The 21,229-nt window shown below is 72.1% G+C and carries 20 protein-coding genes; 6 read left to right on the top strand and 14 right to left on the bottom strand.

The features are described from left to right. Positions 1-75: 75 nt before the first annotated feature. The 3 genes from FYW99_RS11270 to moeZ all read right to left on the bottom strand — a co-directional run bounded on the left by FYW99_RS11270 (position 76) and on the right by moeZ (position 2,198). Positions 76-402, bottom strand: a complete 327-nt coding sequence (locus tag FYW99_RS11270) for an MGMT family protein (RefSeq protein ID WP_150251958.1) — start codon at positions 400-402, stop codon at positions 76-78. A gap of 77 nt (positions 403-479) precedes the next feature. Then, a complete protein-coding gene (locus tag FYW99_RS11265; protein ID WP_150251957.1) occupies positions 480-866 on the bottom strand; it encodes an SPW repeat protein in 387 nt (128 codons plus the stop codon). A gap of 168 nt (positions 867-1,034) precedes the next feature. Then, positions 1,035-2,198, bottom strand: a complete 1,164-nt coding sequence (gene moeZ, locus FYW99_RS11260; RefSeq protein ID WP_061081984.1) for an adenylyltransferase/sulfurtransferase MoeZ — start codon at positions 2,196-2,198, stop codon at positions 1,035-1,037. A gap of 374 nt (positions 2,199-2,572) precedes the next feature. Between moeZ and FYW99_RS11255 the strand changes: the two genes are divergently transcribed. The 3 genes from FYW99_RS11255 (at position 2,573) to FYW99_RS11245 (ending at position 4,922) form a co-directional block, all read left to right on the top strand. Continuing rightward, positions 2,573-2,776 carry a hypothetical protein gene (locus FYW99_RS11255; protein WP_223838930.1) on the top strand — a complete coding sequence of 68 codons (204 nt, stop codon included), beginning with the start codon at positions 2,573-2,575 and terminating at the stop codon, positions 2,774-2,776. 264 nt (positions 2,777-3,040) lie between these two features. Beyond that, positions 3,041-3,679, top strand: a complete 639-nt coding sequence (locus FYW99_RS11250) for a TetR/AcrR family transcriptional regulator (RefSeq protein ID WP_150251955.1) — start codon at positions 3,041-3,043, stop codon at positions 3,677-3,679. A gap of 445 nt (positions 3,680-4,124) precedes the next feature. After that, on the top strand, positions 4,125-4,922 hold the full coding sequence (locus FYW99_RS11245) for a mechanosensitive ion channel family protein (RefSeq protein ID WP_150251954.1): 798 nt from the start codon (positions 4,125-4,127) through the stop codon (positions 4,920-4,922). A 106-nt stretch (positions 4,923-5,028) separates the two neighbouring features. Here FYW99_RS11245 and FYW99_RS11240 read toward each other — a convergent pair whose 3' ends face one another. The 3 genes from FYW99_RS11240 to FYW99_RS11230 form a co-directional block, all read right to left on the bottom strand. Then, on the bottom strand, positions 5,029-5,271 hold the full coding sequence (locus FYW99_RS11240) for a hypothetical protein (protein ID WP_017564197.1): 243 nt from the start codon (positions 5,269-5,271) through the stop codon (positions 5,029-5,031). A 272-nt stretch (positions 5,272-5,543) separates the two neighbouring features. Further along, positions 5,544-5,855 carry a DUF6401 family natural product biosynthesis protein gene (locus FYW99_RS11235; protein ID WP_047870279.1) on the bottom strand — a complete coding sequence of 104 codons (312 nt, stop codon included), beginning with the start codon at positions 5,853-5,855 and terminating at the stop codon, positions 5,544-5,546. Between the two features lie 161 nt (positions 5,856-6,016). Further along, positions 6,017-6,700, bottom strand: coding sequence for a ferritin-like fold-containing protein (locus tag FYW99_RS11230; RefSeq protein ID WP_150251953.1), 684 nt, complete (start codon positions 6,698-6,700; stop codon positions 6,017-6,019). A gap of 563 nt (positions 6,701-7,263) precedes the next feature. Between FYW99_RS11230 and FYW99_RS11225 the strand changes: the two genes are divergently transcribed. Then, positions 7,264-8,844 (top strand): DEAD/DEAH box helicase, encoded by a 1,581-nt coding sequence (locus FYW99_RS11225; protein WP_150251952.1) that lies wholly within the window; start codon positions 7,264-7,266, stop codon positions 8,842-8,844. A gap of 189 nt (positions 8,845-9,033) precedes the next feature. Continuing rightward, positions 9,034-9,906, top strand: coding sequence for an alpha/beta fold hydrolase (locus FYW99_RS11220; RefSeq protein ID WP_150252255.1), 873 nt, complete (start codon positions 9,034-9,036; stop codon positions 9,904-9,906). Between the two features lie 91 nt (positions 9,907-9,997). On the opposite strand, the gene FYW99_RS11215 is transcribed toward FYW99_RS11220, so the two are convergent. The 8 genes from FYW99_RS11215 to FYW99_RS11180 form a co-directional block, all read right to left on the bottom strand. Then, on the bottom strand, positions 9,998-11,071 hold the full coding sequence (locus tag FYW99_RS11215) for an MBL fold metallo-hydrolase (protein WP_150251951.1): 1,074 nt from the start codon (positions 11,069-11,071) through the stop codon (positions 9,998-10,000). A gap of 110 nt (positions 11,072-11,181) precedes the next feature. After that, positions 11,182-12,057 carry a PHP domain-containing protein gene (locus tag FYW99_RS11210; RefSeq protein ID WP_150251950.1) on the bottom strand — a complete coding sequence of 292 codons (876 nt, stop codon included), beginning with the start codon at positions 12,055-12,057 and terminating at the stop codon, positions 11,182-11,184. Between the two features lie 58 nt (positions 12,058-12,115). After that, positions 12,116-12,781 (bottom strand): DUF6758 family protein, encoded by a 666-nt coding sequence (locus FYW99_RS11205; protein WP_150251949.1) that lies wholly within the window; start codon positions 12,779-12,781, stop codon positions 12,116-12,118. A gap of 438 nt (positions 12,782-13,219) precedes the next feature. Continuing rightward, positions 13,220-15,112 carry a translational GTPase TypA gene (typA, locus tag FYW99_RS11200; protein ID WP_150251948.1) on the bottom strand — a complete coding sequence of 631 codons (1,893 nt, stop codon included), beginning with the start codon at positions 15,110-15,112 and terminating at the stop codon, positions 13,220-13,222. 214 nt (positions 15,113-15,326) lie between these two features. Continuing rightward, positions 15,327-15,761, bottom strand: a complete 435-nt coding sequence (locus FYW99_RS11195) for a (deoxy)nucleoside triphosphate pyrophosphohydrolase (RefSeq protein ID WP_150251947.1) — start codon at positions 15,759-15,761, stop codon at positions 15,327-15,329. A gap of 261 nt (positions 15,762-16,022) precedes the next feature. Beyond that, complete coding sequence (gene recD2 / locus FYW99_RS11190; RefSeq protein ID WP_150251946.1) at positions 16,023-18,275, bottom strand: SF1B family DNA helicase RecD2; 2,253 nt, start codon at positions 18,273-18,275, stop codon at positions 16,023-16,025. A 19-nt stretch (positions 18,276-18,294) separates the two neighbouring features. Continuing rightward, complete coding sequence (locus tag FYW99_RS11185) at positions 18,295-18,720, bottom strand: MmcQ/YjbR family DNA-binding protein (protein ID WP_150251945.1); 426 nt, start codon at positions 18,718-18,720, stop codon at positions 18,295-18,297. 95 nt (positions 18,721-18,815) lie between these two features. After that, entirely contained in the window at positions 18,816-19,904 is a 1,089-nt protein-coding gene (locus FYW99_RS11180; protein ID WP_150251944.1) for a hypothetical protein, read from the bottom strand. A gap of 163 nt (positions 19,905-20,067) precedes the next feature. Between FYW99_RS11180 and FYW99_RS11175 the strand changes: the two genes are divergently transcribed. Then, entirely contained in the window at positions 20,068-21,144 is a 1,077-nt protein-coding gene (locus FYW99_RS11175; RefSeq protein ID WP_150251943.1) for a serine/threonine-protein kinase, read from the top strand. Positions 21,145-21,229 lie beyond the last annotated feature (85 nt).

The following is a 21,229-nucleotide window of genomic DNA, read 5'->3' as shown; positions in this document are numbered from 1 at the left end:
GAGATGTGTTCACACCCACCAGTTCACCAGAGGGTGGCGACCATCCCGCACGTCATCCCCGCCACAGTGGACCGCTCAGGCTCCGCCCTCCCCGTCCCAGCGGGCCCTGCGCATGTCCACGCGATCGCTTCCGGGGCGCATGGGCGTGGCCTCCGCCGCGTAGTGGGACAGGGCGCGGACCTCGTTGCAGGAGGGCGGTCTGCCGTCCGCGCGCACCACACGCCACCAGGCCACCGCACCGCCCCAGGAGGACATGACCGAGCCGACCTGGCGGGGTCCTCCCCTGCCGACGTACTCGGCGATGTCGCCGTAGGCCATCACCCGTCCCGGCGGGATCCGCTCGACCACCGCCAGGACCTCCTCGGCGTAGTCGTCCGGCCCGCCCTCCGCGTCCTCGAACACAGACGGCAGCCTACCGGGGGCCACCGACACGGCGAGGGGCCGCGCGGAGGCGGCCCCGGGGCGCGTGCGGCGCCCGGTCAGGCGGTGACCTGGTCGCCGTGCTCGCCCCAGGCGAGCTCGGGATCGCGCCTGCGGGCCTGGGAGGCCCTGAACAGGCCGAACGCCCCCAGCAGGGCCACGACGGCGCCGAGGATCCACGCCGTCCAGGCGGCGGCGGTGAGGTCGGTGAAGCCCAGCAGCCACGGCATCACGAAGACCAGGACGCCGATCGCGAGGACGCCAGCCTCGCTCGACAGCGCCCCCGGCCGGGTGATGGAGACCACCGAGGCCATGATGACGCCCAGCCCGAGGACGAACATCGCGCCCCCGCCGAAGCCGTACATCCCGTGCCAGATCCAGCTCAGTCCCAGGGCAAGACCGGCGAGGATCGCCACCCAGTCCGCCCAGCGTCCCCTGCGTCCCATGGAGCCACCTCCCGAGGAGCGGGCCGCCGCAGGCCGACGGCCCCTACCCGGACTCCTACCCAACCGGCGGGCTGAGCAGGCACGACGGCGGGAGCCGGGGCGCGAACGCGGCGGGGCGGTGCCGGGATCGCCTCCCGGCACCGCCCCGTCCCCCGTCGGGCCCGTCCGTCAGTACTCGGGCAGGCTCGGGTCGACCTGGTTGATCCAGGCCAGGACGCCGCCGCCCACGTGGACGGCGTCGGAGAACCCGGCCGCGTGCACCGCGGCCAGCGCCTCGGCGGAGCGGACGCCCGACTTGCAGTGCAGGACGATGCGCCGGTCCTGCGGCAGCTGCTCCAGGGCCCTGCCGTTGAGGAACTCGCCCTTGGGGATGAGCGTGGCCCCCGGGATGCTGACGATCTCGTACTCGTTCTTCTCCCGGACGTCCACGAGGAAGATCTCCTCGGGCTTGTTGTCCAGCAGGTCCTTGAGCTCGCCCGCGGTGATCGTGGAACCGGCGGCGGCCTCGGTGGCCTCCTCCGACACGGCGCCGCAGAACGCCTCGTAGTCGATGAGCTCGGTGACCGGCTCGGTGTCGGGGTCCTTGCGGACCTTGACCTCGCGCCAGGTCATCTCCAGGGCGTCGAAGATGAGCAGGCGGCCCACCAGCGGGTCACCGATGCCGGTGATCAGCTTGATGGCCTCGTTCACCATGACCGAGCCGATGGAGGCGCACAGCACGCCCAGGACGCCGCCCTCGGCGCAGGAGGGCACCATTCCGGGCGGCGGGGGCTCGGGGTACAGGTCGCGGTACTGGGGCCCGTACTCGTTCCAGAAGACGCTGACCTGGCCGTCGAAGCGGTAGATCGAACCCCACACGTACGGCTTGTCGAGGATGACGCAGGCGTCGTTGACCAGGTACCGGGTCGCGAAGTTGTCGGTGCCGTCCAGGACCAGGTCGTAGTCGGCGAAGATCTCCAGCGCGTTGTCCGACTCCAGGCGCTCCTGGTGCAGGATGACGCGGACTCCCGGGTTCACCTCCTTGATGCTGTCCCGGGCGGACTCGGCCTTGGGGCGGCCGACGTCGCTCTGTCCGTGGATGACCTGGCGCTGGAGGTTGGACTCGTCGACGACGTCGAAGTCGATGATGCCGAGCGTGCCCACTCCCGCGGCGGCCAGGTAGAGCAGCGCCGGGGAGCCCAGGCCGCCCGCGCCGACGACCAGGACCTTGGCGTTCTTCAGGCGCTTCTGCCCGTCCATACCCACGTCGGGGATGATCAGGTGACGCGAGTAACGGCGCACCTCGTCCACGGTCAGCTCGTCAGCTGGTTCGACCAGCGGCGGCAGCGACACGGTGACTCCTCATGTCTGTTCGGGTTGCTTCGCACCGCCCGTACCGCAGGGGCCACCGGGCGAGGGGGCGGGGACGCGAAGCGTGCTTGCACTTATACCCAACCTAACGGGTGGGGTATTGCATTCCCGCCACCGGGAGGCGTGGAGCACACCCTTCGCGGGCCCGTCCCTCCCCGTCACAACCAACGCCGCGGGCGGGTTCATCCCGCTTCGTCCCCACGCGGTCCGCCGGGCCCCCGGCCCTGGTCGGCGACCCGCCCCGCGGGCGGGTTCGTCCCCGGGGCCGCGCGTACCGGCCCGGGCGGCGGGTAGTGGTCGGGCGTACGCACGGCGACGACGTTGGGGAGGACCCTGTGGCACAGGAGAACCGTTCCGTGGGACGACGCCCGGCCGCCGACGGGGATCCCGCGTCCGAGGTGCCCGAGGCCGACGCGGTCGAGCAGCGCGCGTCCGCCGGGGGCGACGAGGGCGTGGACGGATGGGAGGACCCGTCCGAGGAGAGCTTCGAGCGCGCCGCCGAGGCGGACGTGGTGGAACAGGCCCGGGAGGCGGGCGTGGACGACGAGGACCGGCGCTGACGGGGAGGTCTCCCCCGGGCCCGCGTCCTTTTTCCTCCGCTTCCTCCCGGCCGCCGATCGCGACCCTGACCACCTGTTCGGCCGGTGCCGCGCCGCGCCCGTCCGGGGCACCAACCGGCTTCCCGCTGCTCACGGGGAACTTACGCCGGAGTAGGATGAGGGGGACCGCTGTGGAGCGCGCCCACTGGCCGCGGTCCGTCAGCACTAGCCACGCAGATGTCCGGTTATGGCGTGCATCTGCCATGCCGAGTTCGGAGGGTCGGTGTGACAGCTCCTTCAGACTCCCGCGCCCGGGGTACCCGCTTGCCCCGGGTCAGGCGCCGCCGCCAACTCCTGGCAGCGGCCCAGGAGGTCTTCGTCGCGCGCGGGTACCACGCGGCGGCGATGGACGAGATCGCCGACCGCGCCGGAGTCAGCAAACCGGTCCTCTACCAGCACTTCCCAGGGAAGCTGGAGCTGTACCTGGCCCTGCTGGAGGAACACTCCGAGGTGCTGGTCGAGAAGCAGCGCGAGGCCCTGGAGAGCACGGACGACAACCGCCAGCGCGTCATCGCGAGCTTCCGCGCCTACTTCGACTTCGTCGCGGGCGACGGCGAGGCCTTCCGCCTGGTCTTCGAGTCCGACCTGCGCAACCTCCCGGCCGTACGGGAGAAGAGCGAGGAGACCTTCCAGCGCTGCGCCGAGCTCATCGGCGAGGTGATCCGCCAGGACACCAGCATCTCCGACGAGGAGGCGCACCTGCTGAGCATCGGGCTGGTCGGCATGGCCGAGACCAGTGCCCGGTACTGGCTCAACAGCCGCGGCTCCGTGCCCAAGGACGCGGCGGAGCAGCTGGTGGCCCGCCTGGCCTGGCGCGGCATCAGCGGCTGGGACCTGCAACGCGGCTCCGGCGAACAGGGTTAGCGCGCTGACCGGGAGGGGCCGCCGACCCGCCCCGCCCTCCGTGATCTTGTACTTGTAGCGAGGTTCGAGCCCCGACACCAGCGACAAGTACAAGATCATCGCAGGTCAGAACCCACGTCTCACACCAGCAACACTTCCGGCCAGCCCACCGTCGGCCTCGCGCCTGCCCGGACGACGACCGGCCCCCGTGCGCGCACGGGGGCCTTCGCCTTTCCCGGCGACGTCCCAGAAGCGCCCCGACAGCCGAGAAAGGGATTTCTTCCCATCGTCGGGCAAGGAATGTCCCAAAAAAAGGTAATCGCCTTCGCTTGTGTGGGACAAGCGATTCAATTGCCGCCCTCCGGGTATCGCCGGAATGAGAAGTAACGCACTTCTCTTCGCCGTATCCGCCCGGTCCTTCGCTTCGAAGCCCCGGCGGAGCAAGCGATTTGGGGGTGAAGACGTTATGGACATGGGTCAGGGCCTGATGACGGCCTGGCAGGCGGTGGCGAGTTTCGTGCCGCTGTTGATCGGCTTCCTGGTGATCCTGGTCCTGGGATGGATCATCGCCTGGTTGGTGGGCAAGGCCGTCGCCAAGGGTCTGCACGGCGTCGGGCTGGACCGTGCCCTGCACCGCGGAGGTGTGGGCGAGTACTTCGAGCGCAGCCGCTGGAGCGCCAGCGAGCTGTGCGGAAAGATCATCTACTACGTCGGGCTGCTGTTCGTGTTCACGCTCGCGTTCAGCGTCTTCGGACCGAACCCGATCAGCACGCTGCTCAACGACGTCATCGCCTGGATCCCGCGCGGCATCGTCGCGCTGGTGATCGTGGTGGTGGCCGCGATGATCGCCAAGGCGGTCCGCGACATCGTCTCCGGCGCGCTGGGCGGCCTCTCCTACGGCCGTTTCCTGGCCAACGCCGCGGGGGTGTTCATCCTGGCCCTCGGCGTCATCGCGGCGCTGAACCAGATGGGCGTGGCGGTGACCGTCACCGTGCCGGTGCTGATCGCGGTCCTGGCCACGGTCGGCGGCATCCTCGTCGTCGGTGTGGGCGGCGGCATGATCGAGCCGATGCGTTCGCGCTGGTCCCGCTGGCTGGACGTGGCCGAGCGCGAGACCAGCCGCATGAGCGAGGAGAGCAGCTACCGGGCCGGCCGCGAGGCGGCCCTGGGCCGTCCCGCGGCCGCAGAGCGCACGGAGCCGCGCGAGGGCGCGACCTCCCAGAGCGCGCGGCGCGGTGCGGGCGGTGAGCCGCCCGCACCGTAGTCACGGGCGCGGACACGGGGTGGGGGCGGGGCCGTGCGGCCCCGCCCCCGCCGTGTGCCGTCGGGAGCGCTCGGCGGGCCGTTGCGACCGGCCCGCCGGACGCCTCCTAGAGGAATTCCGAGTCCCGCAGTTCCAGGCGCGAGAGGTGCTCGATCCGCCGGAAGGTCAGCACGACGGAGGCGATGATCGGGAGGAAGGCCAGCCAGAAAGCGACGTTCCCGGGCCCGGTGAAGACCATCGACACCAGCGCGACGACGAAGATCAGTGCGAAAAGCGCGAAGTCGACGCGGTCCTGTTGGATCAGGACGCCGACCGGTGGGCGCGCCGCCCCATGCCGACCGCTCCTCATTCGCCTTCCTTTCTCGCGGCTCTGCGGGCCGCTCCGCCAGTTACGGTGCCTGTGGGTCCGTTTTCCGGACCGACATAACGCCGTCAGTCCCAGGTTGCATTCCGCAGGGCCCTGGTTCTGCCGCGGTGCGCCGGACCGGAATCGGCCGCTGTGGAGTCACCGGTACTTTTCAGCGTACGCCCGAAGACGGGTTTCCACCGGAGAACGGGCAGGGACGGGGGCCACGAGGAGCTCGGGTTGTGGACCACACCGGTCTGCGGACGCCACCAAACCTAGCGGACGAAACCGCGCTCCTTGGCCAGTCGGCAGATCGCGAGGATGCGCAGTGTCTCCCAGTCGTACTCGACCGCCTCGGAGTCCCAGCCCCGTTCGAGGCAGCCGTCGAGGAATCCGTGCAGGTAGGTGCCCAGGGTACGGGCGTTGAGCTCGCCGCCGGAGGAGGTGATGCCTTCGCACACCTGTGCGGCGTGCTGGTCCAGCTCAGCGCACATCCAGGGTTCGATCGGGGCGCCGAGGGGGCCGATCCGGTGGAAGTCACGGGTGAGTCCGGCCAGCGGATGGCGCACGGAGGTCCCACTGGGCATGGAAGTACCTACTCGCGTGGTCAGGAGACGGAAACTTCATCGATTTTACGGCCAGTGCCCAACGAATCGTCACGAAAGTGTTGGATATTACCCGCGCTTGACCAAGATCCCACAGGACCCGGTCAAGGACGGGCAAGGAATCCGGCCGCCGCGACCGCGTGTCAGGCGGTCAGTCCCATGGCCTTGAGGCGGTCGGAGTGGCGGTCGGTGAGCGAGGCGAACATCCGGCTGACCGCGGCGAGGTCGCCGAGCCCCGTGCCGTCCGGGACGCGTCCGGGATCCCCGGCCAGGAGCGCGGCGAGCTGGGGGCGCGAGACCGCCACCGCCTGCGCCTGGCTGAGCGCCTCGCCGACCAGGCGGCGGGCCCACAGGGACAGGCGCCCGACCAGTTTGGGGTCCTCCTCCACGGCGGCGCGCACCGTCGCGGAGACGAACTCGGCCCGGCCGGTCTCGGCCAGCACGCCCACGACCAGGGTCCGCGTCTCCTCGTCGGCCAGCTCGGCGACCTTGCGGTAGAAGTCCCCCGCGATGCCCTCGCCGACGTAGGTCTTGACCAGGCTCTCCAGCCAGCTCTGCGGCTCGGTCCTGTCGTGCCAGGCGTCCAGCGGCTCCACGAAGGGCCCCATGGCCTCCTCGGGCACGACGCCCAGCTCCTCCAGCCGGTCGCGGAGCGACTGGTAGTGCGCCTGCTCGGTGGCGGCCAGGGCGGCCAGCTGACCCTTGGAGCGCAGCGACGGGGCCAGGCCCGCGTCGTCGGCGAGGCGGAAGAAGGAGCCGAGCTCCGCGTAGGCGAGCAGGCCGAGCAGGTCGATCACGCCGGGCTCGGCGGAGGGGCCGTGGGTCATGCCCGCCAGGGTATCGCCAGGCCTCCCGGGCACCGAACCGGGGACTAAACGGACCGAAGGCACGGTTGTACACGCCGGGAGCGGGTACGGTCCACGCCGTCCACAGCCCGGTGAACTGGTATGTCCACCTGGCGAGTCAGCAGCTAGACTCTGCGTGATGACCGGTGTGTGCGTCCGACGCGAACATCTCCCTCACACACGCGGGATCTCCCACGTACCGGCGCCGCGGAGGCGGCGCCCGCACAGGCGCGGGCCCCACCGACGGTGGACCGGACCGCGCGAGGAAAACAACGAACCACGGATGCTCCCCGTCCCGAGCGGGGAAGGTCCCGATCCGCGGCCGGACAAAACCCCTGCGCCGCACGGGTCCTCACGGCAGCGCCACCGCACCGTTCCGCGAGAGGAACGACCGGTGAGCCGCGCCCCCGCGGCGGCCAAGGAGCCGTCCGCGACCGCATCCCGCCGCGGCCACGCCAACGTTGCGGCCCGCCAAGATGGAGGCTTGAGCCCTGAGCAGCACAGAAGTCACAACCAAACCGAAGACGACCTTCCGCGACCTCGGTGTGAGCACCGAACTCGCGGACGCCCTGGAGGCCGAGGGGATCATCGAGCCCTTCCTCATCCAGGAGCTCGCCCTGCCGATCGCGCTGGGCGGCAGCGACATCATCGGCCAGGCCCGTACCGGCACCGGTAAGACCCTGGCCTTCGGCCTGCCCCTGCTCCAGCGGGCGCAGAAGGACCCCGGAACGTCCAAGCGGCCGCGCGCCCTGGTCGTGGTCCCCACCCGCGAGCTGGCCATCCAGGTCGCCGCGGACCTGACCACCGCCAGCAAGCGCAGCGGGACCCGCATCCTGACCGTCTACGGCGGCCGCTCCTACGAGCCCCAGGTCAACGGCCTCAAGGAGGGCACCGACGTCGTCGTCGGCACCCCGGGCCGCCTGCTGGACCTGGAGAAGCAGAAGCACCTGAGCCTGGGCGGCGTGTCCGCGGTGGTGCTGGACGAGGCCGACAAGATGCTCGACCTGGGCTTCCTGCCCGACATCGAGCGCATCCTCACCAGGACCCCGAGCGAGCGCCAGACGATGCTCTTCTCGGCCACCATGCCGAGCGAGATCGTCTCCCTGTCGCGCAAGTACCTGCACCGCCCCACGCACGTGCGCGCGAGCGACGACGACGAGATCGACGGCTCGGCCATCACGGGGCAGATCACGCAGCACGCGTTCCGTACCCACCAGATGGACAAGATCGAGATGCTCGCCCGCCTGCTCCAGGCGCAGGACCACGGCCAGAGCATGGTGTTCTGCCAGACCAAGCGCGCCTGCGACCGGGTGGCGGGCGACCTGGAGACGCGCGGGTTCGCCGTCGCGGCCGTCCACGGCGACCTGGGGCAGAGCCAGCGCGAGCGGGCCCTGCGGGCCTTCCGCAACGGCAAGATCAACATCCTGGTCGCCACCGACGTGGCCGCCCGGGGACTCGACGTGGACGACGTCACGCACGTGGTCAACTACGAGACCCCCGAGGACGAGAAGACCTACACGCACCGCATCGGCCGCACCGGCCGCGCCGGGCGCAGCGGCACCGCCGTCACCTTCGTGGACTGGCAGGAGATGCCGCGCTGGAAGCTGATCAACGGCGCCCTCAACCTGCCCTTCCACGAGCCGGAGGAGACCTACTCCAACTCGCCGCACTTCTTCGAGGCGCTGCGGATCCCGACCGGGACCAAGGGCAAGCTGGCCGCGGACCGGCGTGACGAGCACGCGGGTCTGGAGGCCGAGGAGATCGAGGACATCGGCGACACCGGCGTGGCGCGCGGCGAGCGCGGCGGCCGACGGGGCCGGGGCCGCGGCGAGGGCTCGCGTGCCGAGAGCGGGCGCGGTGAGAGCGCACGCGGTGAGAGCGCACGCGGTGAGAGCGGCCGTGACGAGGGCGGTCGCGGCCGGAGCCGCAGCAGCCGTCCGCGTCGGCGCACCCGAGGCGGCCAGAGCGCCGGGGCCGAGGCCGCGGCGGGCAGGAAGGCCGAGGGCGCCCCGGCGGCCCAGGAGGCGCCGCGTGAGGGCGCGGCACCCTCCGACGAGGGCGCGCGCAAGGTACGGCGCCGCCGCCGTACCCGCGGCGCGGTCCGCAGGGACCCCGAGAACACCTGATCCCTTCCGGCGCCCGCCACGGGCGGGCGTCGCGGCCGTGTGCCCCGCGGCCCGGTCGCGGGGCCCCGGGGCCGACGTCCACACCGGCCCCGGCCGTCGGCCACGGCCCGGGTTATGTCTGCCCGGGCCGACGATCGTCTAGGGTGACCCGACGTGAGTACACCTCAGTTCATCGACCTGCCACCGGGCGTGCGACGCGCCGATCTGACCCTGTCGTACGGTCCGGTGGCCGCCCTGCGGGCGCTGCCCACCTCCGGCGGCCCCGAACTGGCCCCCGCTGTCCTGGTGCACGGGTTCACCGGCAGCAAGGAGGACTTCATCGCCCTCCTCCAGAGCCTGGCCCAGGCCGGGCGGGAGGTGGTCGCGATCGACCTTCCCGGCACCTACGAGTCACCGGGCCCCGAATCCCTCTCCCCTCCCCCGGGCGTGCGCAGGCCGGACTACGGCCTGCCCTCCCTGGGCGCGGTGGTCGCCGAGGTCCTGGACCAGGTCGGCGACGGCGGCCCCGTCCACCTGCTGGGCCACTCCTTCGGCGGGCTGGTCTCACGCGAGGCCGCGCTGGTGGAGATGGCGCCGCTGGCCTCGCTCACCCTCCTGTGCTCGGGCCCCGGCGCCCTGAGCGGTCCGGGCGCGGGCACGGCGAGCGGCCTCATCGCCGCCGTGTCCATCAACCCCACCACCGAGCGGCTCCGCGAGCTGTGGGAGGAGCAGTTCGACTCCGTGGCGCGGGCCCGCAGCCCCCGGTCCGAGATCCGTGACTTCCTGCGCGACCGGCTGCTGAGGAGCAGCGCCGTGGGCCTGATGCACATGGCCGAGGAACTGGTGTCCGCGCCGGACCGCGTGGACGAACTGGCCCGGGTGGACGCCCCCAAGCTGGTCCTGTACGGCGAGAACGACGACGCCTGGCCGCTGGAGGAGCAGGACCGGATGGCCGAGCGGCTGGGCGCCAAGCGCCTCGTGGTGCCCGGCGCCGGGCACTCCCCCAACGTGGAGGCGCCCGAGACCGTCGCGAGCGCGCTGACCGCGTTCTGGAACGAGGCGGAGTCGGTGGGCCGTCGCTGATCGCGGTCCCCACGGCGACGGCCGCCGCTGACCCGTCAACGTGGCGGGTCAGCGGCGGCCGTGCGGGGACGGGGCCCCGGAGAGTCCGTGCTCAGACCCAGGAGTCGAAGTTCTTGCCCTCGGCCGCCGCGGTGGTGGCGGGGCCGCGGTCGGGCAGGATGCGCGTGTCCGGGGGCAGGGACAGCAGCGCCTCGCCGATGGAGGCGAGCTGCGTGGTGTAGTCGATGTAGGTGTTGCCGACCATGCCGGGCTCGCCCTTGCGCAGGGTGTCACCGCCGAAGACGACGCCGCGCTCGCTGAGGTAGTAGCCGACGGTGCCGGGGGAGGTTCCGGGCAGGGCCAGGACGTCGATGTGCAGCTTGCCGATGTCGAGGGCGCCTTGGCCCTCCACCTCGATCTCGGGGCGGTGCTCGGCGCCGTGGTGGCGGCGCCAGGCGCGCATCTCGCGGGGGTGCAGCGCGATGGGGGCCTCGGACTCCTCGGCGACCTTGATGGCCGCCTCGATGTGGGGGCTGTAGGCGTTGGTGCAGGCCACCAGGTAGACCTCGCGCTCACCGACGGCGGCCAGGATCGCCTCGGCGTCGTGGCCGGGGTCGATGACGACGACGCCCTCGTCGTCGGCGTCGATGATCCAGGTGTTGCTGACGACCGGGTACTCCTCGTCGTCGAACTCGAAGGTCCCGGCGGTGCGCACGCGGGTGATGCCTTCTCCGTCGGGGCCGGTCACCCCGACCTCCTCGCCCTCGTCGGCGAAGACGTCGGCGTTCACCGGCTCCTCGGCCTCCGCGGACTCGTCGGAGTCCTCGGACTCCTCCGAAGCCCCGGCCTTCTCCGTCTTCCCGTCCCCGTCCGCGGAGTCCTCGACGTCGTCCGTGTCGTCCACGTCGTCCTCGACGCTGTCCGCGGTGGTGTCCTCGTCGGACGTGCCGTCGGTACCCTCGTCCTCCGCCTTCGCGGCGTCCCCGGCGTCGGCGGCGGGCTCCGCGGCACCGTCGTCGGCGGCCTCCGCCGCGGCCTCAGCGGTTCCGGCCGGGTCCTTCGCCCCGTCGTCAGCGGACCCGTCCCCGCTGGCGGAGGCGGTCTCCTCGTGCTCCGCCGCGGCCTCCGCAGCGGAATCGGTGGCCTCCTGGCCCTCCTGCTTCTTCGACTTCCGATTCCAGAACACGGCTCAGACCTCTCGACTTCGTCCGGGTATGGGTGGTTGCGCTGCGACCATTGTCGCGCTCCCGCACAGTGGTCGGTACCGTACCGGACGCCGGGAGGACGACACGCGGTTCACCCGCGCAGAAGGGGTACCCCCGTCGCGGGCGCCACGAGCTGTTCGAACGCCTCCGGGGCGGTGGTCCTGCACCCCAGGCGGTGACCGGTGAGGCTTCCGTGGTCGTCGCTGGAGCCGGTGACCAGCACGCCCAGCTCCCCGGCCACGCCCCGCCAGTGGCGGGCCTGCTGCCGGTTGTGCGAGGGGTGGTCGGCCTCGATCGCGCCCAGGCCGGCCCCGGCCATGCGCTCCACGAGTTCGAGGGGGACCGCGCCGTTGAGGGCGCCCTCGGCCCGCCCCGGGTGCGCCAGCGAGCAGACCCCGCCCGCCGCCCGGACCAGCTCCACCGCGTGGACCGGGTCGATCGCGTACCGCGAGGCGTAGGCCGGGCCGCCGGAGCCGATCCAGCGGTCGAAGGCGTCCTGCACGTCCCTGGCCGCGCCCGCCTCCACGATCGCGCGGGCCAGGTGCGGGCGGCCGATCGTGTTGGCGTCGGCGTACTCGTCGCGGCCCGCGCCCGCGATCTCCAGCACCCGCTCCCAGGTGACGTCGACCTCGTGCTCGCGGAGCTTGCGGACCATCTCCTCGGCGCGGGAGGCCCGGTCGGAGCGGACCCGGCGCAGTTCACCGGTGAGCGCGGGGTCGTCGGGATCGAACAGGTAGCACACCAGGTGGACGCTGGACCCGGCGTGGGCACAGGAGAGCTCCATCCCGGGGACCAGGGTGAATCCGGGGGGCAGGTGCTCGGCCGCCTCTCCGATTCCGCCGACCGTGTCGTGGTCGGTGAGGGCGAGCACGTCGAGACCCGCGGCGACCGCGTGCTCGACGACTTCGGCGGGGGTGTCGGTTCCGTCGGAGACCGAGCTGTGTGCGTGCAGGTCGATACGTGTCACCGGGCGATTGTACGTAGGCCGTGGTCCGGCGCGGTCCGCCGGGGCGAGGGCCTCCCGCTCAGCCCGCGTCCCGCCGGGGCGCCAGGGCCCGGGTGAGGAAGGGACTGGGGGCGCCGAAGGGCGGCTCCAGGGAGAGTCCGCCGTCGCGGATGTCGCGCAGGTCCCGCAGGGCGCTGATCTCGCACATGAGCACGCCGGTGTCGGCGGAGGCGAAGACGAGCCACAGCCACTGGGCGAGCGCCTCGCCGGTGTAGACGGCGCGGTCGGGACCCAGGGCCAGACTCCACAGGGCGATCTCGTGGCCGTCGAAGCGCACCTTGGCGTCGGCGGCGGAGGTGTCGAAGCCGTCGCCGGGGTCGGGGCCCTCCAGCCCGGCGAGGCGGGCGCCGAGCCCGACCCCCGGGTCCTCGGCGACGATGACCACCTCGCCGACACCGCCGACCAGGTCGGGACCGGAGAGGGCGACGGCCGTGGCGAGGGCGCCGCTGCGGTCGTCACCGGCCTCGGCGAAGCCGGTGACCACCCAGTTGGCGGGTAGCGGCCAGGGGATCCAGACCGGGACGTGCGCCTTGGGCAGGAGTGCCTCCAGCGCGGCCGGCCCGGGGGCGCGCACCTCCTGGAGCGGCGCCACCGGCCCGTGGGCTTCGCACTGCCAGGCGCTGGTCCACAGCCCCGGAGGCTGGACCGCGCGCCCGCAACGGGGACACGTGGGCTCGGACTTCATCTGGATCCTTCCGAGGAAACTCTGGCTCTCGGGCAAGCGAGGAATCGGCTCCCACGGAACGGGACGGGAAACGGTTGTCCGCCCCGGGCGGATCACCGCCCACCAGAATCGCCGAACCCGCGAACCAACGCTCGAGCCGGTGCTCGCCTGACCCGCGTCGGCTCGGACGAGAACCACGTCCGGTTCGGCCTACCGCCGGGCTGGCGGAAGATGTCTGTGGAGCTGATGTAAGACCGATGGGCGGCCCCCCGTCCCCCGCCGTTGGTTCGGGTCGACAACCGGCTACGAAGCAGAAGGCTCAACCCGCGAGGAAAGAATCTCCCCGCTTCAGCTGGGAGAGAAGTCAAGCTGCTCACGGGTCTACCCGAGGGGAGCCACCGGAAAACGCGTCGTGGGCGGGCCGCCGAGGCGGCCCGCCCACGCACGGGGGCAGCGGTCCTACTGCTGCTGGCGCTTCTTGTTGGCCGTCATCCGGCCGCGCTCCTTCTGGTCCAGGACGACCTTGCGGATGCGCACGTGCTCGGGGGTGACCTCCACGCACTCGTCCTCGCGGCAGAACTCCAGGGCCTGCTCCAGGGACAGCTTGCGCGGCGGCACCAGGCGCACCAGCTCGTCGCCGGTGGCCGAGCGCATGTTGGTGAGCTTCTTCTCCTTGGTGATGTTCACGTCCATGTCGTCGGAGCGCGAGTTCTCGCCCACGATCATGCCCTCGTAGACCTCGGTGCCCGGCTCGACGAAGAGCGTGCCGCGCTCCTGGAGGTTGAACATCGCGAACGCGACGGCGGCGCCGGCGCGGTCGGCCACCAGGGACCCGTTGGGGCGGGTGCGCAGCTCGCCGAACCACGGCTCGAACTTCTCGAAGACGTGGTGGGCGATGCCGGTGCCGCGGGTCTCGGTGAGGAACTCGGTGCGGAAGCCGATGAGGCCGCGGGAGGGCACCAGCCAGTCCATGCGCACCCAACCGGTGCCGTGGTTGACCATGTTCTCCATGCGGCCCTTGCGAATGCTGAGCAGCTGGGTGATGGCGCCCATGTACTCCTCGGGGGCGTCCACGGTGAGGCGCTCGACGGGCTCGTGCACCTTGCCGTCCACGACCCGGGTGACCACCTGCGGCTTGCCGACGGTCAGCTCGTAGCCCTCGCGGCGCATCTGCTCGACCAGGATGGCCAGCGCCAGCTCGCCGCGGCCCTGCACCTCCCAGGTGTCGGGGCGCTCGGTGGGCAGGACCCTCAGGGAGACGTTGCCGATGAGTTCCTTGTCGAGGCGGTCCTTGACCAGGCGCGCGGTGACCTTGGCGCCCTTGACCTTGCCGACCAGCGGCGAGGTGTTGGTGCCGATGGTCATGGAGATGGCGGGCTCGTCCACCCGGATCAGCGGCAGCGCGACCGGGTTCTCCAGGTCGGCGAGGGTCTCGCCGATCATGATCTCCTCGATACCGGCGATGGCGACGATGTCGCCGGGCCCGGCCTTCTCGGCGGGCTTGCGCTCCAGGCCGTCGGTCATGAGCAGCTCGGTGAGCTTGACCTGCTGGATGCTGCCGTCGGTGCGGATCCACGCGACCTGCTGGCCCTTGCGCAGCTCGCCGTGCTGGATGCGGCACAGCGCCAGGCGGCCCAGGAACGGGGAGGCGTCCAGGTTGGTCACGTGCGCCTGGAGCGGGGCCCCGGGGACGTACTCGGGTGCCGGGATGGTGTCCAGGATGGTGCTGAACAGCGGCACGAGGTTGTCGTTGTCGGGCACCGTGCCGTTGGCGGGGCGCTCCAGGGAGGCCTTGCCGTCGCGGGCGCAGGCGTAGACGATCGGGAACTCGATCTGCGACTCGTCGGCGTCCAGGTCCATGAACAGCTCGTAGGTGTCGTCCACGACCTCGGCGATCCGGCTGTCGGGCCGGTCCACCTTGTTGATCACGAGGATGACGGGGAGCTTGGCCTGGAGGGCCTTGCGCAGCACGAAGCGGGTCTGCGGGAGGGGGCCCTCGCTGGCGTCCACGAGCAGGACCACGCCGTCGACCATCGACAGGCCGCGCTCGACCTCGCCGCCGAAGTCGGCGTGGCCGGGGGTGTCGATGATGTTGATGACCACGTCCTCGCCCTCGGGCGTGGTGTAGTGGACGGCCGTGTTCTTGGCGAGAATGGTGATGCCCTTCTCGCGCTCGAGGTCGTTGGAGTCCATCACCCGGTCGTCGACGTCCTGGTTCTCCCGGAACACACCGGACTGCCAGAGCATGGCGTCAACGAGGGTCGTCTTGCCGTGGTCCACATGGGCCACGATCGCGACGTTACGGAGGTCGCTGCGGCGTGCGGAGCCCTCGACGGGCGTAGCGCTGGACATGGGAAAGTCTCGTTCTCCTGGTACTGGGAAGAACCGCGGAGTGCCACGGCCCGCCGCCAGTTTATGCGGTCATGGTGGTCTGGTGGGGAAACGTGCAGGCCGCCGCCGTCGTCACGGCCCCGCGGAGCCCGGTCGCCCCTGTCCGGCGCGCGGCGACGCGCGGGACCGTCCGCCCGCTCCCGCGCGCACGGCGGCGCCCGCGCACCCGCGTGGGTCAGGAACGGGGTACCGCGCCCGGGGTGAGCAGGGGTTCGACGAGGTCGAGGAAGGGCACGTCGGCGGGCAGCCAGTCCGGTCCGCGCAGCTCGTCGGCGGCGAGCCAGCGCAGGGACAGGTGCTCCAGGGGGCGGGGCTCCCCCGCGACCAGTTCCGCGCGCCAGAGCCGCAGCACCGCGGGACGCGTGTGCCTCCTGGCGGGCGCGGGAAAGGGCGCGTCCGCGCCGAGCTGGTGCAGGGGGCGGACGGTGACGCCGAGTTCCTCGCGGCACTCGCGGACCAGGGCCAGATCCGGGGCCTCCCCCGGGTCGACCTTGCCCCCGGGGAACTCCCACCGGCCGCGCAGGACCTCGGGTTCGGCGCGCTGTGCGGCCAGGACGCGGCCGTCACGGACGATGACGGCGCCCACCACGATCAGGGTCTGCTGTTCCACAGTGCTCCACCCTAGCCAGGGCCTGGGACCTTCGGGGCGGCGGGCGTGGGCCCCGGGCGCCGGCGCTGGGAGGCCGGCGCCCGGGGGTGCCGCCGCTCTCCGGGGGGAGTGGAAAGAGCGTCGGCCTCCGATGTGGCTGGTCGTCCGATCGGGTCGGGACGCGGCGCCCGAAGCCGGAGACTGGGGCAGAGCATATTTCGCCCGACGGACGCGCGTGATGGATATCGGCGAACGTTCACCGTCTTTTCTCGTGGTGTGCTGTCAGGGGGCGTCCGCGGCCGGGGGCTCCCCCAGCGGACGACCGGCCGACCGCAGCCGGTGCGCCAGGGCCGTGTGCCTGCGTCCGGAGGAGGCGTTGCGCACCGCCTGGGCCAGGGCGCGGCGGGAGCCGACGAGGACGACCAGCTTCTTGGCCCTGGTGACGGCCGTGTAGAGCAGGTTGCGCTGGAGCATCATCCAGGCGCTGGTGGTGACGGGCACGACCACCGCGGGGTACTCGCTGCCCTGGGAGCGGTGCACGGTGATGGCGTAGGCGTGGGCGAGCTCGTCGAGCTCGGCGAAGTCGTAGGCGATCTCCTCGTCCTCGTCGGTGCGGACCAGGACCTCCTGGGCCACCTCGTCGAGCCCCGTGACCACGCCGAGCGTTCCGTTGAACACCCCGTTCTCGCCCTTGTCGTAGTTGTTGCGGACCTGGGTGACCTTGTCGCCGACGCGGAAGACGCGTCCGCCGAACCGGCGTTCGGGGACGTGCTCGCCGGAGGGCGTCACGGCGCCCTGGAGGGCCGTGTTGAGGTTGGCCGCGCCGGCCGGGCCGCCCTTCATGGGGGTGAGGACCTGCACGTCCCGGCGCGGGTCGAGGCCGAACCGGCGCGGGATACGGCGGGCGACCACGTCCACGGTCATCTCGGCCGCGTCCTCGGACTCCTCGCACGGGAAGAGGAAGAAGTCGGACATCCCCTGGAACTCCGGCGGCTCGCCGCCGTTGATCCGGTGGGCGTTGGTGATCACCCCGGAGTGCTGGGCCTGGCGGAAGACGTGGGTCAGGCGCACGCTCGGCACGGGGGAGTCCCCGTCCAGCAGGTCGCGCAGCACCTGGCCCGCGCCCACGGAGGGCAGCTGGTCCACGTCTCCGACGAACAACAGGTGCGCCCCGGGCGGGACCGCCTTGACCAGCTTGTTGGCCAGGATCACGTCCAGCATGGAGGCCTCGTCCACCACCAGGAGGTCGCAGTCGAGGGGGTTGTCGCGGTCGTAGGCGGCGTCGCCTCCGGGGCGGAGTTCGAGGAGCCGGTGCACCGTACGGGCCTCGATGCCGGTCATCTCGGTGAGGCGCTTGGCGGCGCGTCCGGTGGGCGCGGCCAGGACGATCGTGGCGTGCTTGGCCATGGCCAGGGTGACGATGGAGGCGACCGTGAAGGACTTGCCGCAGCCGGGCCCGCCGGTGAGCACGCACACCTTCTCCGACAGGGCCAGCCGCACGGCCTCGCTCTGGGCCTCGGCGAGGTCGGCGCGCGTGCGCGAGCGCAGCCAGTCCAGGGCCACGTCCCAGTCCACCCCGGCGAACGCGGGCATGCGGTCCGCCGGGGCGTGGAGCAGGCCGCGCAGGCCGGAGGCGAGGCCGATCTCGGCGCGGTGCATGGGCAGCAGGTAGACGGCGCGCACGGGCTCGCCCTCGGGCCCGGGCACCGTCTCGCGGACCACGCCCTCGGTGGCCACGAGTTCGGCCACGCACTCGATCACCAGCCCGGCCTCCACCTGGAGGATCTTCACGGCCGCCGAGATGAGCTTCTCCTCGGGCAGGTAGACGTGCCCGTCGCCGGTGGACTCCGAGAGGGTGAACTGGATGCCCGCCATGACCCGCTGCGGGCTGTCGTGCGGGATGCCGACCGCGCGGGCGATGGTGTCGGCGGTCTTGAAGCCGATCCCCCACACGTCGGTGGCCAGGCGGTAGGGCTCCTTCTGCACGATCTGGATGGAGGCGTCGCCGTACTTCTTGTAGATGCGCACGGCCAGGGAGGTGGTGACCTCCACGCCCTGGAGGAAGACCATCACCTCCTTGATGGCCTTCTGCTCCTCCCAGGCGTCGGCGATGAGCCGGGTGCGCTTGGGCCCCAGGCCCGGGACCTCGATGAGCCGTTCGGGGTGCTCCTCGATGACCTCCAGCGCGTCGGTGCCGAAGTGGCCGACGATCCGCTCGGCCATCTTGGGGCCGATGCCCTTGATCAGGCCGGAGCCGAGGTAGCGGCGGATGCCCTGGACCGTGGCGGGCAGGACGGTCGTGTAGTCGTCCACGTGGAACTGGCGGCCGTACTGGGGGTGGGAGCCCCAGCGGCCGCGCATGCGCAGCGCCTCGCCGGGCTGGACGCCCATGAGGGAACCCACGACGGTGAGGAGGTCGTGCGCGCCCCGGCCCGTGTCGACCTTGGCGACGGTGTACCCGTTCTCCTCGTTGGCGTAGGTGACCCGCTCCAGGACGCCCTGGACGACGGCTGGTCGGAAGGTCGCGTCGGGCACGTGGCGGTCCTCTCCTCGTTCACACCCTCTCCGGGGCCAGCGGGGCCGGTCCGCCGGTCTCCGGCGCGCCGTCGCCCAGCACCGCGAGCACGCGGTCGCGGTCGGCCCGGCGCAGGCTCCCCGCCACCAGGACGTAGGAGTGTCTGAGCATCTCCAGGATCTCGTCCTCGGGCACCGTGCCGTCCAGGAGCACGGAGTTCCAGTGTTTCTTGTTCATGTGGTACCCGGGGGTGACCGCGGGGAACTGGTCGCGCAGCTCCAGGGCCAGCTCCGGATCGCACTTGAGGTTGACCGTGGCGGGGCCGCCCCCGGCACCTCCCCCCATGAGCAGGGCGAACATCTTCTGTCCGGCCACCTTGTAGACCAGGTAGCCGGGGCCGAAGGGCTCGGTCTCCTCGGCCTCGGGGAACCACAGGGCGGCGTCGATGAACTGTCCGGGGGTCATGGCGGAGCTCCCTTCCTCCCCTACGACAGTGCCAGAGACCGCCGACGTTCGGCAGGCCCGGCCTCGGCCTGTGGACGACCCCGCGCGGGAGCGGTTCAGTCCTGGTCGTCGGCGAGCGCGGCCACCCGCAGGGCCAGCTCCTGGGCCCGGACGAGGGAGTCGAGCATCTCGGCGCTCTGCTCGTGCACGGCACCGACCTCGGCCGCCTCGGCGGCGATCGCGTCGAGTTCCCGGGCCGACCGGCGGTCCTGCTCGTCCAGTTCGGCGGCGCGCACGCGTCCGGCGTAGTCCTCCAGGACGGCGATCCGCGCCGTCACCTCGGCCGTCTCGGCGGCCAGGACGGCACCGGCGCGGGCGGCGGCCTCGCGGCTGCGCTGGCCGGGCGTGGGCGTCCGTGCGATCCGCTCCCTGACCCGGGTCTGGTGGAGGAGGCTGCGGGCGACGGACCACTCCACGTCGGCCAGCACCACGCGGTTGCGGACGGTGTCCAACAGGAGCCCGCGTTCGTGCAGCGGGGAGCCCAGGACAGCGTCGACGGCGCCCTGCGCGCGTTCCAGGAGTGCGCGGGACTCCTCGTCGAGCGTTCCGGGGGACACGAACTCCCCCTCCGCGGACACCACGGTCCGCACGGGGTCGTGCTCCGTATCCGCCTGCTGAAGACGCAGGTGAGCCATGGACGCGCCTCCCACCGCAAGGACAGTGACCACCAGGAGCACGAGTACGACAACGAACGGCAGGCCCAGGAAGCCCCCGGCCATGCCCAGGGTGCAGAAGGACGCGTAGAGCACGCGCAGGAGCGTTTTGCCCCGTCCGTCCGGTCGGCCGACACCGCGAGGAACACCTCCAACCCGTGTCTGGTCCAGGGCGGCACGTAGCGCGCGGGCGCGCTTCTCGGGCAGGGAGGGATCGAGCGTGGGCCTGCCCTCCCGTCCGGGCTCGCCGACCAGGCCGACCAGGGGCAGGAGCACGGACCGGACCTGGACCCCGCGCTCGGTGAGGACGAGCGCCCCGTGGGCGTCGCGTTCGGCCAGGCCCTGGGCGATGAGGGGCGCGCTCTCCCCCGGCTTGCGGACGTCGGGGCACCACACGTCCCTCCGGTCGCCCAGGGGCGCGGCGAGGCGGATCGACCGGCGCATGTCGGAGGTGAGGATGACGTTGTGCCCGCCGGAGAGGGTGAGCTCCATCGTGTCCTTCCCGGTTCGGGCGTGCGGCCACGCATGAGCTTTACGACATCTTTATACCGAAACCTCCTGCCGTGTAGGGGTTTTCGGCCGCATGGACCTCCGAACGCCGTGCCCACGCCGATAGGATCGCGTCCCCTGTGTCCCCAGTGAAACGGGAGTCCCCATGAAGGCGCGAGGCGTGCGCAGGCTCGACCCCCTGGAGCCGGACGACCCCCGCGAGATCGGCGGGCACCGGGTGCGGGGGCGGATCGGCTCCGGGGGGATGGGCACGGTCTACGCGGCCGACTCCCCCGGCGTGCACGGCTACCTGGCGGTCAAGGTCGTCCACGCCGAGCAGGCGGCGGACCGGCGCTTCCGGGAGCGCTTCGCGCACGAGGCCCGCCTCCTGGCGAGGGTGAACAGCCCCTCGGTGGCGCGGTTCGTGCGCGCCGACGTGGAGGCGCCGCGGCCGTGGATGATCACCGAGTACGTGCCGGGGCCCACCCTGCGCCACCACGTGGAGCGGTACGGCCGTCTGCGCGGGGGGATGCTCCTGGGACTGGCCGTGGGCGCCGCCGAGGCGCTGCGGGCCGTCCACGCCGCCGGAGTGGTCCACCGCGACCTCAAGCCCAGCAACGTGGTGCTCTCGGACAAGGGGCCCAAACTGCTGGACTTCGGGATCGCGCACCCGGTGGAGGACCCCGACCCCACCAAGTGGATGCGTCTGCGGCGGATGCGCCGGGCCTACCGGGACCTGCGGCTGCCCTCGCCGGAGGGGCTGGCCGACGGGCGGGTCAGCGAGCGGGTCGACCGGCTGGGCACCCCGGGGTGGATCAGCCCCGAGCAGTACCGGCGCCAGCCCACCGCACAGAGCGCGGACGTGTTCCTGTGGGGCGCGACGGTGGCCTTCGCGGCGGCCGGGCACGACCCGTTCGGCCGGGCCGGGGCCAAGGAGATGGCCCGGCGCGTGATGTTCGAGGAGCCGGACCTGGAGTACCTGCCGCCCGGTCTGGAGCGGCTGGTGCTGGCCGCGATGTCCAAGGACCCCGGGGAGCGTCCCGACTCCGCCGGACTGCTGCGCGCCGCCCTGTCCCTGGAGAACGCCGGGGGCGGGGTGCGCGCGTCCGGTGGTTCCGGGGAGGCGGGGGCCGTCACCGGGGCGGCGGCCGTGCGGGGATTGCTGGAGCGGCGGTGGACGGAGGTGGCGGTGCGCCCGCCGCAGCCCCCGCGGACGGGGCTGTTCAGCCGCGGGGAGGGCTGAGGGAGGGGTCGCGGAGGGACCGTGGAAGGGGACGCGGAAAGGAGCGTGGGAGGGGCTGGCGGCGTGCGCCGGACCGGGCGGGGCC

Source organism: Nocardiopsis deserti, assembly GCF_008638355.1.
Classification (GTDB): domain Bacteria; phylum Actinomycetota; class Actinomycetes; order Streptosporangiales; family Streptosporangiaceae; genus Nocardiopsis; species Nocardiopsis alborubida.
The sequence above is the reverse complement of the archived record's forward strand: the minus strand, read 5'-3'. Positions and strand labels throughout refer to the sequence as shown.